Annotated in this window: 12 protein-coding genes and 1 pseudogene; 9 read left to right on the top strand and 4 right to left on the bottom strand. The window is 41.6% G+C overall.

What is annotated here, in order from left to right; all coding sequences use genetic code 11:
• The first annotated feature begins 3 nt into the window (after positions 1-3).
• The 4 genes from ABJV04_RS19490 to ABJV04_RS19505 are packed head-to-tail and all read left to right on the top strand — an operon-like array spanning position 4 to position 4,767.
• Positions 4-3,147: a CusA/CzcA family heavy metal efflux RND transporter gene (locus ABJV04_RS19490; protein WP_348493265.1), complete on the top strand. Its 3,144-nt coding sequence runs from the start codon at positions 4-6 to the stop codon at positions 3,145-3,147.
• Entirely contained in the window at positions 3,137-3,832 is a 696-nt protein-coding gene (locus ABJV04_RS19495) for a HupE/UreJ family protein (RefSeq protein ID WP_348493266.1), read from the top strand. Before ABJV04_RS19490 ends, ABJV04_RS19495 begins: the two co-directional genes overlap by 11 nt.
• Before the next feature lie 50 nt (positions 3,833-3,882).
• Entirely contained in the window at positions 3,883-4,407 is a 525-nt protein-coding gene (locus tag ABJV04_RS19500; protein WP_348493267.1) for a hypothetical protein, read from the top strand.
• A 27-nt stretch (positions 4,408-4,434) separates the two neighbouring features.
• Positions 4,435-4,767 carry a DUF6488 family protein gene (locus tag ABJV04_RS19505; protein ID WP_348493268.1) on the top strand — a complete coding sequence of 111 codons (333 nt, stop codon included), beginning with the start codon at positions 4,435-4,437 and terminating at the stop codon, positions 4,765-4,767.
• A gap of 77 nt (positions 4,768-4,844) precedes the next feature.
• Here ABJV04_RS19505 and ABJV04_RS19510 read toward each other — a convergent pair.
• The 4 genes and pseudogenes from ABJV04_RS19510 to ABJV04_RS19525 form a co-directional block, all read right to left on the bottom strand.
• Positions 4,845-6,005: pseudogene (locus ABJV04_RS19510) on the bottom strand (IS30 family transposase).
• A 204-nt stretch (positions 6,006-6,209) separates the two neighbouring features.
• Positions 6,210-6,575: an MmcQ/YjbR family DNA-binding protein gene (locus ABJV04_RS19515; protein WP_348493269.1), complete on the bottom strand. Its 366-nt coding sequence runs from the start codon at positions 6,573-6,575 to the stop codon at positions 6,210-6,212.
• A gap of 71 nt (positions 6,576-6,646) precedes the next feature.
• Entirely contained in the window at positions 6,647-7,288 is a 642-nt protein-coding gene (locus ABJV04_RS19520) for a response regulator transcription factor (protein ID WP_348493270.1), read from the bottom strand.
• A gap of 131 nt (positions 7,289-7,419) precedes the next feature.
• Positions 7,420-9,684 (bottom strand): TonB-dependent receptor, encoded by a 2,265-nt coding sequence (locus ABJV04_RS19525; protein WP_348493271.1) that lies wholly within the window; start codon positions 9,682-9,684, stop codon positions 7,420-7,422.
• Between the two features lie 247 nt (positions 9,685-9,931).
• On the opposite strand from ABJV04_RS19525, the gene ABJV04_RS19530 reads away from it, so the two are divergent.
• The 5 genes from ABJV04_RS19530 to nadK all read left to right on the top strand — a co-directional run bounded on the left by ABJV04_RS19530 (position 9,932) and on the right by nadK (position 15,265).
• Positions 9,932-11,227 (top strand): GntP family permease, encoded by a 1,296-nt coding sequence (locus tag ABJV04_RS19530; protein ID WP_348493272.1) that lies wholly within the window; start codon positions 9,932-9,934, stop codon positions 11,225-11,227.
• 86 nt (positions 11,228-11,313) lie between these two features.
• Entirely contained in the window at positions 11,314-12,498 is a 1,185-nt protein-coding gene (locus ABJV04_RS19535) for a homoserine O-acetyltransferase (RefSeq protein WP_348493298.1), read from the top strand.
• Between the two features lie 13 nt (positions 12,499-12,511).
• Positions 12,512-13,531, top strand: coding sequence for a PHB depolymerase family esterase (locus ABJV04_RS19540; RefSeq protein ID WP_348493273.1), 1,020 nt, complete (start codon positions 12,512-12,514; stop codon positions 13,529-13,531).
• A 3-nt stretch (positions 13,532-13,534) separates the two neighbouring features.
• Complete coding sequence (locus tag ABJV04_RS19545; RefSeq protein ID WP_348493274.1) at positions 13,535-14,302, top strand: 3-hydroxybutyrate dehydrogenase; 768 nt, start codon at positions 13,535-13,537, stop codon at positions 14,300-14,302.
• Positions 14,303-14,389: 87 nt separating this feature from the next.
• Complete coding sequence (gene nadK, locus ABJV04_RS19550; RefSeq protein WP_348493275.1) at positions 14,390-15,265, top strand: NAD(+) kinase; 876 nt, start codon at positions 14,390-14,392, stop codon at positions 15,263-15,265.
• The last annotated feature ends 68 nt before the right edge of the window (positions 15,266-15,333 follow it).

Raw genomic sequence — 15,333 nt, forward strand, 5'->3', positions numbered from 1 at the left:
ACAATGTTGGAGTCAATTTTACGCTTTTCGATAAAGCGCAAATTCCTTGTGATGGTGATGGTGCTAGCTGTGTCAGGTCTGGGTATTTGGAACTTTACCAAACTACCGATTGATGCAGTGCCTGATATCACCAATGTTCAAGTAATGATCAATACTGAGGCGGCTGGTTTTACACCTTTGGAAGTTGAGCAAAGAGTAACCTTTCCGTTAGAAACTGCGTTATCAGGTTTACCGGGTTTAACCTACACGCGCTCGGTTTCTCGCTACGGTTTATCGCAAGTGGTAGCAATATTTAGCGATGATACGGATGTCTATTTTGCCCGTCAGCTGGTCAATGAGCGTTTGTCCGCTGCACGAGCTGAGTTGCCTCAAGGCTTAGAGCCTCAACTTGGGCCAATAGCTACAGGTCTTGGTGAAATCTTTATGTTCACGGTTGATGCTGAGCCTAATGCAACACATGCTGATGGTACATCAATCACACCAACAGATTTACGCACAGTACATGACTGGACAATAAGACCACAGTTGATGCGTGTACCCGGTGTTGTAGAGGTGAACCCTATAGGCGGTTTTGAACGGGAGGTTTTAGTCGCCTTTAAACCTGAAAAGCTGCTTGCTTTGGGGCTATCACAAGCCGATGTGGTTAATGCAATCGCACAAAACAATCAGAACCAAGGGGCAGGGTTTATTGAGCAAAATGGTGCGCAATGGTTGCTGAGACTGCCCGGCCAAGTCGCTGATATGGAAGCTGTTGGTAATATTCCACTTAAGTCCGTTGATGGTTCGTCACTTTACATTAAAGATATTGCTGATATTGAAAATGGCAAAGGGCTAAGAACGGGAGCAGCTACGCAAAATGGTCGTGAAGTGGTCATGAGTACGGTATTTATGCTTATTGGTGAGAATAGTCGTACTGTAGCGCATGCCGTGGGTGAAAAACTTAAAGAAATTAATGCCACATTACCAGATGGCATTGTCGCAATCGCTGTTTATGACCGAACCAAATTAGTTGATAAAACCCTACAAACGGTTCAGCTAAACCTACTCGAAGGGGCCATTTTGGTTATTGTTGTACTCTTTATACTACTAGGTAATTTCAGGGCTGCATTTTTAACCGCATTAGTGATCCCATTTGCCATGTTGATGACAGTAACAGGTATGGTGCATACAAGGGTGAGTGCAAACTTGATGAGTTTGGGGGCATTAGATTTTGGTTTGTTAGTTGATGGGGCCATTATTATTGTTGAAAATTGTCTCCGAAAACTAAGTCAGGCTGGAAATACCCCGTTATCGCTAAAAGAACGCTTGGAGTTAGTGTTCGAAGCAACAAGAGAAGTCATACGTCCAGCATTATTTGGTGTCTTTATTATCACCGTTGTTTATCTGCCTATTTTCGCACTTGAAGGTGTTGAAGGAAAGATGTTCCATCCAATGGCGATCACTGTAGTTATTGCATTACTGAGTGCTATGTTGCTTTCGGTAACCTTCGTACCGGCAATGGTTGCCTTGTTATTTAAAAAGCCTGTGAAGGAAAAACATAGCCCAATAATTCGTGGTGCTGTGGTTCTTTATAAACCTGCTTTGAATTGGGTATTAAAAGCACGCTGGTTAGTTGTTGTAGCCGCAACTGTGTTAATTGGTATTTCAGGTTATCAGGCAACGAAGCTAGGAAGTGAATTTGCACCTAATCTGGATGAGGGTGACATTGCCATGCACGCGCTGCGAATTCCGGGTACATCATTGTCTCAAGCAATCGCACTTCAGGAATCCTTAGAAGATAAAATCAAGCAAATGCCCGAAGTTGAGCGCGTCTTTGCGAAAATAGGCACTGCCGATGTTGCAACTGATGCCGTGCCGCCAAGTGTCGCAGATAACTTTATTATCCTAAAACCTCGCGAGTTATGGTCTGATCCAAACAAAACTAAAATCCAAATAGTTGAAGAGCTAGCCGCGCTAGTAGAGCCAATTCCGGGTAACCGCTATGAGTTCTTACAGCCAATACAAATGCGTTTCAACGAACTGTTGGCAGGGGTGAGAGCTGAACTTGCTATAAAAGTGTTTGGTGATGACTTTGATACGTTGACCACATTAGGCGATGAGATAGAAGGTGCAATCACTCAAGTTGAAGGTGCAGTAGATATACAAGTTGAGCAAACCACAGGGTTGCCTATGCTTAGTCTAGTGCCTAATCGTGAAAAACTGATGCAGTTTGGTATTAGCATTAGCCAAGTACAGTCTCAAGTTGCAACTGCGATGGGTGGTACAATCGCAGGTAAGTTTTATCAAGGCGATGTGCGCTCAGATATTGTAGTAAGGCTTGCAGAATCTAAGCGAAATAATATTGATGAACTGCCCTATTTACCTATTAGACTAGCAGATGGTCATTCAGTACCACTTAAAGAATTGGTTGATATTGAGCTGATATCTGGCGCCAACCAAATTAATCGTGAAAACGGTAAACGTAGAATGGTGGTAACTGCCAACGTCCGTGGTAGAGACTTAGGAAGTTTTGTTGCGGATATTCAAACTGCAATTGATGAAAGTGTTGAAATTCCGGCTGGTTATTGGGTGGAATATGGCGGTACTTACCAAAAACTGCAATCCGCTTCAGAGCGCCTAAGTATTGTTGTACCTGTCACATTAATCATGATTGTTGGTTTATTAATCCTCGCGCTTAACTCATTTAAAGATGCCATGATCATCTTTACGGGTGTTCCGCTCGCATTAACAGGTGGCATTGCGGCGCTGTTTTTACGTGACATTCCGTTCTCAATTTCGGCAGCGGTTGGCTTTATTGCTTTATCAGGTATCGCCATCCTCAATGGGCTGGTTATGGTGTCGTTTATTAGAGACTTGCGTAAAGGTGGGCTAGCACTTGATAAAGCTATATTCGATGGTGCGTTGACGCGTCTTCGACCTGTGTTAACAACGGCACTTGTTGCATCATTAGGCTTTATTCCAATGGCGTTAAATACAGGCATTGGTTCAGAGGTTCAACGTCCTTTGGCGACTGTGGTCATTGGTGGCGTTATTTCGTCAACGATTTTGACCTTGTTTGTCATACCTGCCTTATACAGAATTTTACATAAAGAAAAGGAGTCTATTTTGACTGGTGTTGAAGTATTGGAGTCTCAAGATGCCAAGTAACATGGTTAAATTACTGACCTATCTGACGATTGCGCTGTTAGCGCTTGTCAGTATTGAAGCCTTTGCTCACGGCGTCGATGATAAAACTAGAGCATTTTTAGAGCAAAATAGTGGTGTACAGTTTATCCCGTTTTTATACATAGGCGCTAAGCATATGATAACGGGCTATGACCACTTATTATTTCTAGTCGGTGTGATCTTCTTCTTATATCGCAGCCGTGACGTACTTTTGTACGTCACCATGTTTACTATCGGACACAGCACAACGTTATTATTTGGCGTGTTAAGCGATATTCAAGTCAATGCTTATTTAATCGATGCCATTATCGGTTTTTCCGTAATTTATAAGGGCTTCGATAACCTAGGTGGCTTTAAGCGTTGCTTTAATTGGCAGCCTAATACCCAATGGGCGGTACTGATTTTCGGTCTGTTTCATGGCTTTGGTTTAGCGACCAAACTACAAGAATTTAGCCTAGCTGATGAAGGTCTTATTACCAACCTGATTGCCTTTAACTTAGGTGTTGAACTTGGTCAATTTGCAGCGCTTGCTCTTATTTTGATCATGATAAATGCATGGAGAAAACTGCCGTCATTTCAACGCTTTTCGACAGTCACAAACACTGTGCTAATGAGTGCTGGTGTGATGTTGATGGGCTTACAACTTACTGGTTACTTCACCATTTAATCGATTTTGAACGTATAGAAATACACAAAACAGAAATAAAAGAGAATTTTATGCAACATACAGTTAGTACCAAAACACTCGTTAAAGCGAGTATCTCAGCAGTCGTTGTCGCGGCTATTGCACTGGGTACCTTTATCTTACCAGCAGAGTACAACATAGATCCGACAGGTCTCGGTGGCAAGTTAGGTTTAACAGCACTGGCACAAGCGGCTGAAATGGAAGCTGCTCCGGTAGAAAAAACCAAGGGAAGCGATGAGTTTCAAACTATAGAAGTGACTATCGCACCGGGGCGAGGCGTAGAATATAAATTTTATATGAAACAACATGACAAAATGACCTATGAATGGTTAACCGATGGTGAGCCATTATATTTCGACTTACATGGCGAACCTGAAGGTGACACTACGGGATATTTTGAAAGCTACGCCATTGCTACTACTAATGAAATGAAAGGCAGCTATACCACGCCATTTGCTGGCTCTCATGGTTGGTACTGGAAAAATAAATCAGATAAACCAGTGTCAGTACAGCTACTGGTTAAAGGACAATATGAAGTTATCGGCCTCAAACAATAACGAATTTCTTACGAAATGGAGACTAAAATGAACAAACTAATATCAATCGTTGCGCTTTGTGGTGCCTTGCTAACTGGTAATGTACAGGCGCATGGCGATCATGGTGTCATCAGCGGTCAGAAAGCTGTTAGCATCGCTGCAATACATATTCAAAAGATGACTTTTAAAGACGCTGGTTTTGAAGTCGGTAAGTTAGATGAATCATGGAAAAACATTGATAAGTCGCAACTTTCGATTGCTAGCGTTGAAGACAATTTCTACGTTGTTAGTGCGTCTAACCCTAACAATGAAAATAAGCTTTATTTCCAAGTTGCAAAAAACGGTCAAGTTTTAGCGGTTAAAAATAAAAACGACTTTTAACAAAATAAGAAGGCACCTTTTGATACAAGCATGAGGTGCTTTTATTTTGTACTTAAAGTCCGCTATTGGCTGTGAGTTCAATCGATGGATGCAACACACTGGTTAAATCTCTGAGCTGGTGTTTCATAGTCTAGCGTCTTTCTAGGTCTTTCGTTAAGTTGTCTTGCGACGTTACTGAGCTTTTGTTGACTGTGTACTGATAAATCAGTGCTTTTGGGGAAATACTGTCTCAACAGTCTATTGGTATTTTCATTTGAACCGCGTTGCCAAGGAGAATGAGGATCACACAGATATACTTTGATGTCAGTTGCCAATGTGAACTTCCTATGGTCTTTGATTTCCCTACCTCTATCCCACGTGAGTGATTTATATAATTCGCTTGGAAGCTTTTGAGCTTGTTTAATCAGCGCAGCAATAACAGTAGATGACTTACTATCTTCCACTTTGACGAGCATTACATAACGGGAATGACGTTCAACAAGCGTTGCGATATAGCTATTCTTTGAACCGCATATTAGGTCGCCTTCCCAATGCCCCGGCACAGCTCTATCCTCAACGGAAGCTGGGCGTTCACTGATTGATAACGCATCTGGAATTTGACCTCAGCCTCGTCCTTTGAGCGTTGATGTGCGAGACTTTCGGACGGCTCTTTTCGTTCTCAAACACCGTTGCAGCTCTTTCTTCAATGCACCTCGCGTCTGAATGAACAGTGTTTTATAAATGGTTTCGTGGGACACGTACATTTCCTGATTATCGGGATATTGTCGCTTTAGCCAACCCGCAATTTGTTGTGGTGACCATGCTCTTTTAAGCTTAACAGCTATCAGTCTACATAACTCTGGGGAGCCAATTAACTTACATGGTTTAGGTCTTAATGCCTCGTCCCATGCACGTTGTTCTGCGTTGACGGCACGGTAGCACTTCAATCCACCATTTCTTTTTATCTCTCGACTGATTGTAGATGGCGCTCTAGACAAACGTCTGGCAATTTCTCGAATGGATTGTTTACTGACTAAGCACCGTGATATCTCTTCCCTTTCATCAAGCTAAAGAGATTGTGAATGCCTTTTTCGTTCTGGTGGCCGATATCCACCAGTTTGATAGATGGTGGGCATAATCGAAGAATGATAGCGGTCAAACATTCTGGCGATATCATGCAGCGAATCGCCCTTTTTATATCTGTCCCAAATAAGTGCTTTTTGTTCAGGTGAATAATAGATGCGTTTTCTTTGTTTCATGGCAACGTTCCTCCTTAAATAAGGATAGCGTTGCATTCACCAGTTGAACTCAAGACACATTGCAGCCTGTCAGATTAGGTCTTAAGCATTTGACCATAAAAACCAGATCGAGTCTTAGCTACTACATATAACTTGGTTTAGGCAGATATTCTGCCTCTTCCCCCCCATATGGTTAACCGCGGTTAGTGAGTATTAGCAAATGGATCACAGCTGATTTAAACCAAGTTCTTGTTGTTTTGTTTTACTTAAGCCTTGCGAGACTAAACGATAAGATTCAATTAGGTAATACTCCAACTCTTCATTAGTATGAGATTGAGCGTCAATTTGTTGAATCCACTTCATACCCCGATTAGCAAAATATGGGGCGGGAATATAACCTTGTCGTTCGCACAGAAAATAGAAATTTTGTTCAGAGGCTTTAAAGGTAAATGCAGGTTTTTTATCTTTACTCCAGCCTCCAATTGCAAAAACTTTTCCGCCAATTTTCCACACATGAGAATTGCCCCACTGCATAACATAGGTCGTTGCCTTGAGTGCGCCACAAAAATGATTAAACTCGTCGTAGTTCATATTAATTATTTAGGTTAACCGTTTCAAATAATGCTAAACAGCCAGATAATCTTGGGCAATGTCAGAAAAAATCACACTTGATTCATCAGTTGTTTAAATAACACCCCAGCTTGGGTTCGGTTATTTAACTTCAACTTTTTGAGTATGGCCGAACCATGCTGTTTGATGGTGGTTTCTTTAATACCCAGTTCGTAAGCGATTTGTTTGTTTAACAAACCATCAGCCATCATTTTAAGCACCACAAATTGTTGTGGTGTTAATTGTTCCAAATTTTTCGCAAATTCAGACTCTTCTGCTGGAAGCTTTGCTTCAACCTGAGCAATCAAATGTTCGGGTAACCATTGCAGTCCATCCAATACTTGTTCGATGGCATTGGCGATTTCAGACAATGAGCTGGATTTTGGAATAAATCCACTCGCACCTAAGTTAATCGCTTTTTGAATAATTAAGGGTTTCTCTTCACCAGAGACAATGACCACTAAAACATCTGGATGTAATAAGCGGATTTGACTCAGACCAAATAGCCCATCATTGCCTGGCATATTTAAATCTAAAAACACCAATTCGATTTCTGGATCGTGATTTAGCGCTGACAAGGTTTCTTGTAACGTCGAGGTTTCAGTGATGTGATCATCTAATAACGCACTTACAGCCTGTTTAAGGGCAATACGAAATAACGGATGATCGTCTGCGATAAGCGCTTTAACTGACATATTGTATGATTATTTGCGACTACTAGGGTTGGCAGCATATGAAAGGTTGCTGCGAAGCTCAAGTTATATTAAAAATTAAATCATAAAAAAAGGGCGACTAGGTCGCCCCCTGGGAACAGCACATAGTGCTGTTAAAAGGTATAGCCTACCGTTAGGTGAATAGTACGTGGATCGCCGTAATAACCAATTAACGTAGTGTCACCACCTAAGCCTGGTAGTAAATCACCATCGGCATTTCGACCACCAGTAAAGTTATAACCACCAACCCGATACTCTTCGTCTGCTAGGTTTTTCGCATGTAAACCGGCTGTCCATTGGCCATTATCGCTATACCAATTTAAGCTCAGGTTAACCAGTCCATACCCTTCTTGACGTAATAGTTCATCAGGAGACTCGAATAACTCATAATCATCACGATAGTAATAATTACCGTTGAAAACGAAGTCGCCCATATCAGTGCTAAATTCGTATTTCACGCCCGCATTGAAGGTAAAATCAGGGGTATTTGAAATAACAAAGTTATCTGATAAATCAATAGGGTTACCCGCTGCATCTACAGAGAAAACTTCGGTAAACTCAGCATCAATGGTACCTAACGCACTAGTGAAAGTAAGACCTTCCGCAGCAAGATAAGTAAGCTCAATTTCAAGACCATTTGCATCAGACTCACCAACGTTCGCAATCCGCTGAGTAGGCTCAGCCAAGTTATCAGAAGGTACATTCACCACATATTGTCTATCGGTATAATCTAATTTAAACAAAGTCGCGTTAAGTCTAAATGAATCAGTCACATCACTTTTCATTCCGATTTCGTATGAATCAACAATCTCAGGAGCAGCCGCTGGCTGGAAGAAAGTGGCGCGAGGATTATACATGCCTGATTTGAAACCCTGAGAGTAACTACCAAAGAACATGGTTGAGTCCGTTAAAGCATACTCCAAGCCGAGTCTTGGGGTTAAACGAGACCAGGTTTCAGTGTCATCAATCACTACATTTGGCGCGTAATCCGGTCTAACATAACCATCTACCCAGTCTGAGCTTGGGTAAGCTTGACCAAGTCGTGTACCCGCTTCGACCACGCCGTGTTTTTCATCTTTTGTATAACGCAGTCCTACAGTCGTCGAAAGTTTATCCGTAATGTCATAAGACACTTGACCATAAAGGGCTAAACTTTTGGTATCTGTACAACCGCTTTGCTCGATTGAAATTCCAAATGCCATCAAATAAGCGTCGTAGATACCACAAGCTTCAGCATCGTAATAATAAGCACCTGACACAAAAGTGATGCCATCACCCACATAATTTAGTTGGAATTCCTGAGAAATTTGTTCATCAGTATAAGTAGCTGGTGTATCAAAAATACCTAAAGGCGTGCTATCAAAGTCGATATTAGTGGGTGAATCCCCTTCACGGCTCGCGGTCACTGATTTAAATGCCCAGCTATCGTTAATATCCCACTCTACCGTTAAACTCATACCTTCGGTTTCAACTTTATTCCAAGTAGGTAAACTTGAATAAGAGTCGTAAACGCTATCAGGTTGTGGCGCATCCGTTAAGATACTGTCGGAAAGTCGATATCCGCCTTTAGCATTTGATTCATCTTTGGTTTTGTCATAATTAAAACGAACGAATACATCTTCAGTGGCTTGATACTCCAAGGTAAACCGAGCAGCTTGAACATCTTTATTATAGTTTTCAGTATCCTGCCCTTCTGGGGCCACTAAGAACTCACCAAAACCATCTCGATTTAAACTGGCTACAGCAAACCCAAAGAATAGGTCATCGGTGATAGGGATTTGCCCAGACACTTTTAAGTCTCTTTGCGAATAACTACCCACTGTTGCATTGACTGACAACTCAGTATCACCAGACATTTTTTTAGTTACATACTTGATTGCACCACCAATGGTGTTCTTTCCATACAAGGTCCCTTGAGGGCCACGAAGTACCTCAACTCGTTCCAAGTCGAACAAATCTAAAACCGCTCCTTGGGGTCTGGAAATATAAACATCATCAATGTAGACACCAACACCAGGTTCAAAACCCCAAACTGGATCTTGTTGACCAACACCACGAATAAACGCGGTTAATGTTGAGTTGGTACCACGGCTTACTTGTAAAGTAGTATTGGGTGATTGTTGTTGGATCTCAGTCATTACTGACATCCCTTTTTCCATTAACTCTACAGCTCCAAGAGAGGTAAGAGAAACTGGAACTTCTTGCAGACTTTCTACGGTTTTACGCGCAGTAACTTCAATTCTTTCTAAGCCACCTTTAGATTCTTCTTGTGCAACTACTTGCCCTGATAGACAAGATAATGCAACGGCTGATGCTAGAGTCGAAAGTTTTAAAAGCTTTCTTTTTTGAGCGCTAGATTGTGTGTGTGTGTGTTTCATAGAGTGTCCTTCTTACACAGTTTCTTTTTATAAAGTTGTTAGTTTCGCTGCGGTCACAGTGACAGTGTAATTACTCTAATCTAGTTCAAAATGTTTTACCTTAGTACCATAGTACTATGTCTTAAATCGGAAAAAAGATTAACACTATAGCCCGCACTCATAACTGGATTTAACCCAGTTCCCTGAGTGAAATGATATGTATCTCTGCGGTCACAGATTTTTGTATCATTTAAAAAAGGGAATAAAAATGCTGAGTCTCATTGGCTTAATCGGTGGCTTATTTTTACTCATAGTCTTGACAATCAGAGGCATGAATCTTTTTATTGCAGCCCCTCTATGTGCACTTATCGTTGCTTTAACGAGTGGATTACCGGTTTTCATCGGTGATACCAATTTTGTCGAAACCTACATGTCGGGTTTTGCAGGATTTGTTGCAAACTGGTTCTTCATGTTCTTGTTAGGAAGCTTGTTCGGTAAATTTATGGAAGACACGGGCGCAGCTGATGCTGTTGCCAAAGCGATTATCGGTCGCCTTGGTAAACAACATGCAGTAGCTGCCGTAGTTATTGCCTGCGCCATTCTTACTTACGGCGGCGTAAGTGTATTTGTTGTGGCATTTTCTGTTTACCCCATGGCATTGAGTCTTTTCAAAGACGCGAATTTACCCAGACGCTTTATCCCTGCGGCTTTAGCCTTTGGCTCGGTAACATTTACAATGACCTCAGCAGGCTCACCAGAGATACAAAATTGGATCCCCATTAAATACTTAGGAACATCACCTTTTGCAGCTTGGGAAGTGAGTTTAGTAGTGGCTATTTTCATGGCAACCCTTGGTTTCTGGTGGATTAGAAAAATGATGAATAAAGCTATTGCAGCTGGTGAATGTTTTGAGACCAAAGATCACGACCCCAAAATTACAGAGCGACACTATCCACACTGGGTGACAGGGTTAATTCCCTTGTTAGTGGTGTTAATTTTATCCTATACCTTTCATGAATCGTTACAACAGATGGCGCTGATTGTCGCTTTAGGTGGCGGAGTATTGACTCTGATGATCATCAATTTTAAGTACTTCCATAACCTGACCGCAGCCGTGGGGGTTGGCACAACGGGGGCGCTTATTGCCATAGGTAACACTGCGGCAGTGGTAGGTTTTGGCACCATTGCTAAGTCTACCGAAGCATTTCAAACGGCAGTGGAAGTTATGACTCAAATTCCAGGTAATGAATTAATTGGTGCGGCCATAGCGGTTAGTGTAATCGCCGGATTAACCGGTTCAGCCTCGGGCGGCCAAGCAATTGCGCTACCTTTAGTTGGCCCACATTATATGGACCAAGGTGTCGATCCTGAACAATTACATAGAATTGTATCAATCTCTTCTGGCGCATTGGATTCACTGCCCCATAACGGTTATGTTGTGACCACCATACGCGGGATCTGCCACGAAACCCATCAACGTGCTTATTGGGCGGTAGGTGCGTTAACCGTCGTAATCCCATTAATTGGGTTAAGTTTAGCTATCGCACTTTTCACTTTCTTTTAAGAGTGAAATTGGAAATGAAGGAAATAGGTTTGAAATTTAATTATCGCATTTGCCTAAAAAGTTGTTTTTTACTGATAATTTTGAGTATGCAAACTGCCTGCGCAAACTCGGTAAATAGCCATAAAACAGCGGTTGACTTAGACAGCACTAAGTCCAGTCTTTTGGTAGAAAAAAAATCGTTTTCGACACAAAACTTCCAAACGTTTGGCGGCAAAACCATTGAAAATGTCAGTGTTGGTTGGGAAAGCTATGGCAGCTTAAATGCCGAAAAAGACAACGTAATTTTAATTACCCATTATTTTACCGGTAATTCTCACGCCGCGGGAAAATATCAACAAAGTGACGATGCCGCAGGATATTGGGACGCTATTATCGGCCCAGGTAAAGCCATAGATACAGATCGCTTTTTTGTTATAAGTGTGGATAGTCTTGCTAACTTAGGAGCACATAATCCTAACGTGATCACTACAGGGCCAGCTTCAACTAACCCCAAAACCGGTAAACCCTATGGTCTGGACTTTCCAGTGGTCACCATCCGTGATTTTGTCAACATCCAAAAACAAGTTTTAGAGTCTTTAGGGATTTCAAAATTATATGCTGTAGTGGGTCCTTCAATGGGTTCAATGCAAGCACTTGATTGGGCCATTGCTTATCCTGATTGGGTAGAACGCATGGTGTCCGTCATAGGTTCAGGTGAGGCAGATGCTTGGACGTCCGCTAAACTTGAACATTGGGCGACTCCCATAAAACTTGATAAAAATTGGCAACAAGGTGACTACTATTCGAGTCAAGGGCCGTTAGATGGGCTAGTTGCCTCGTTAATGTTAATTACCCAAGATGCCCTTTATCCTGATTTTTTCAATCAAGTGGGCAATGATATTAACTTCAAAGCAATGGAAACTGCTGCACTTGAAGATATCCGCCAATCTCCCAGCATCGTCAATTGGTTAAGAGAAAGAGCTCAAGGGCGAGCTGAATCTATGGATGCTAATCATCTATTGTATTTAGTTCGCGCTTGCCAATTATATGTTGCTGGACACCAAGGTGATCTAAATAACGCGTTGGCTAAAGTAAAGGCGAAAACCCTATTTTTACCAGCAGCCACCGACCTGTTGTTAATGCCTTACAATTTGCAGTCTACTCATCAAATGCTTTTGGACAACGGCAAAGACAGTCAACTATCTATTCTACCTGGCACCTTGGGCCATTTAGAGGGTGTTAGCGGTATTAGCAAGCACGGAACTCTAATCCAATCGTTCTTAAATAAATAGGTTATCAAATCATATGAGAAAATTACGTAATCTGGTTATCTGTATGGGGTTAACCGCAATTATGCCAATAAATGTGTCGATCAGCGCCGAAACGACCGATTTAAATTTAGATATAAATGAAATCACCATTTCGGGTTTATCGAGCGGTGGCTATATGGCTAACCAATTTCACATCGCTCATTCTGATTGGGTAAAAGGTGCTGCTATTATTGCTGCTGGATCTTATTATTGTGCTCAAGGAAGCATTACCACTGCATTGTCTGAATGTGTAAATAAGCAATCGTCTGAATTCTCACTAGAGCCTTTGCATACGCAGTTGAAACAATACGCTAGCGAAGGATTAATTGCTCCTCTATCCAACTTACAAGACAGTCGAGTTTGGTTGCTGCATGGCAAATTAGATGCAAAGATCTCTTCCCCAGTGGCCAATGCCCTTTATCAGCAATACCAAGGGTTAGTATCAGACAAAAATTTAACTTACATTAAAGACAAACCCTTTGCTCATCACTTCCCTACACTATCAACAGGTTCTTCCTGTGATACATCCGAATCCCCCTTTTTAGGTAACTGTAGTTATGATGCAGCAGGTGAGTTTCTAAATTTTTTATTTCCCAAGTTAAATTCCCCTAACCAGAAATCTAGCGGCACGATTACCGCAATTAATCAACACAAATTGGGGGGTAAACCCGCTGAGACTATGGCTAAAACGGGTTATGTTTATATCCCTAAAAGCTGCGCAGAAGGTCAGCAATGCCAAGTCCATGTTAACTTCCATGGATGTAATCAAAATGCTGAGACCATAGGTCAAGACTACATCATTGGAAACGGATTAAATCGCTGGGCGGATAATAATCAGTTAATCGTTTTATATCCTCAAACTTCAACCTCTATGATGCTTCCAATGAACCCTCAAGGTTGTTGGGACTGGTGGGGATACACCGATGAAAAATACGCAACGACGCACGGAAAACAAATTCAGGCAGTTAAAAACATTGTGGAATCACTTGCCGCTCAATCAAAATCTAAAGGATAAAAAATGCAAAATAAGACCATATTAATAACTGGCGCCGCCAGTGGTATTGGTTTTGGTATAGGCCAATACTTAGGAAAGGTGGGACATAAGATCATTGTCGCTGATATTAATCAGCAAACGGCGCAAAGTGCAGTGGATAAATTAAGCGCAGATAATATTGATGCACGCTCGGTGCAACTAGATGTGAGTGATCCTGAACAAATAGAGGCATTACCTGCAAAATTGTTACCCGATAAAGTTGATGTACTGATTAACAACGCTGGAATTCAGCATGTCTCTCGGTTGGAAGACTTTCCAGCGCAAAAATGGCAACAACTTATCAATATCATGCTTGTTGGCCCCGCCATATTAACAAAAGCATTTTTACCCCATATGCGCGAACAAAACTACGGTCGTATTATCAATGTAGGTTCTTTGCACTCGGTGGTTGCCTCCCCTTACAAGTCTGCTTACGTGGCGGCCAAACACGGTTTATTAGGTTTTGCAAAAACCTTAGCTCTTGAAACGGGTGACTGCGATGTCACTATTAATACCTTGTGTCCAGGTTACGTTAAAACCCCACTAGTAGAACAACAAATTGCAGCGCAAGCGGTAGAAAATGGTATTAGTGAAGAAGACGTAATCAATAAAATCATGCTTGAGCCTATGCCTAAAAAAGCTTTTATTGAAATTGAGGAATTGGCAAGCACTGCGGCATTTTTAATCAGTGATGCAGCTAAAAATATGACAGCGCAAGCACTGGTGATAGACGGAGGTTGGACAGCACGATAAACATTATTTGAGACAGTCTTAACTATCATGCTTGGTTTTCAATACTAAGCATGGTTATACTGAGTTTTTGAATTTAAATAGAATGTTATGCCATTTAAAACTATAGGTCTAATTGGAAAGCCTGCACATGAAGGTGCAAACAAGAGCCTTAACGCTATTTTGCAATTTCTGAAACGAAGAGGTTGTCGCATTCTGGTAGAAACTAAGGTTTCAAGCATGCTACAAGGGAATGGTTTTGAAACGGCTGAATTAGAAGATATAGGTTTACAAGCAGATTTAGCTATTGTTGTAGGTGGCGATGGAAATATGCTTGGTGCCGCTAGAGTGTTAGCGCAACATGACGTAGCTGTAGTAGGCGTTAACCGTGGTAACCTTGGATTCTTGACCGACATCCACCCAGATGATATTGAACGCCAACTAGAATGCCTTTTCAATGGTGAATTTGTTAGAGAGCAGCGTTTTATTTTACAAGTTGATGTATTCCGAGAGGGCCAGCAACAAAGCTCTAATTCGGCCATCAATGAAGTAGTACTGCATCATGGTAAAGTGGCTCACATGATGGAGTTTGAAGTATATATTGATGATAACTTTGTGTTCAGTCAGCGTTCCGATGGACTCATTGTTGCCACACCCACCGGATCAACTGCATATTCTCTATCAGGTGGTGGTCCAATACTCACACCCAACTTAGATGCCTTAACACTAGTCCCCATGTTCCCCCATACCTTGAGTAGTCGGCCTATAGTGGTAGATGCAAACAGTGTGGTAAGAATGAAAGTATCCAATGATAATACGGATAACTTGCAAGTAAGTTGTGACAGTCACATTGCTTTAACGGTTTTTCCTGGTGACGAGATCTATATCAAGAAAAACCAAGAGAGATTGTCGCTGATCCACCCCAAAGACTATAACTACTTCAATGTACTTCGCACCAAATTAGGTTGGGGTTCAAAATTATATTAATTTTTAACAGCTAAATCGCAATTCTACTTTACATACAGCAATTATTGTATATATTTACAGTTACTGTA

It is taken from the genome of Aliiglaciecola sp. (assembly GCF_039982535.1).
Taxonomy (GTDB): domain Bacteria; phylum Pseudomonadota; class Gammaproteobacteria; order Enterobacterales; family Alteromonadaceae; genus Aliiglaciecola.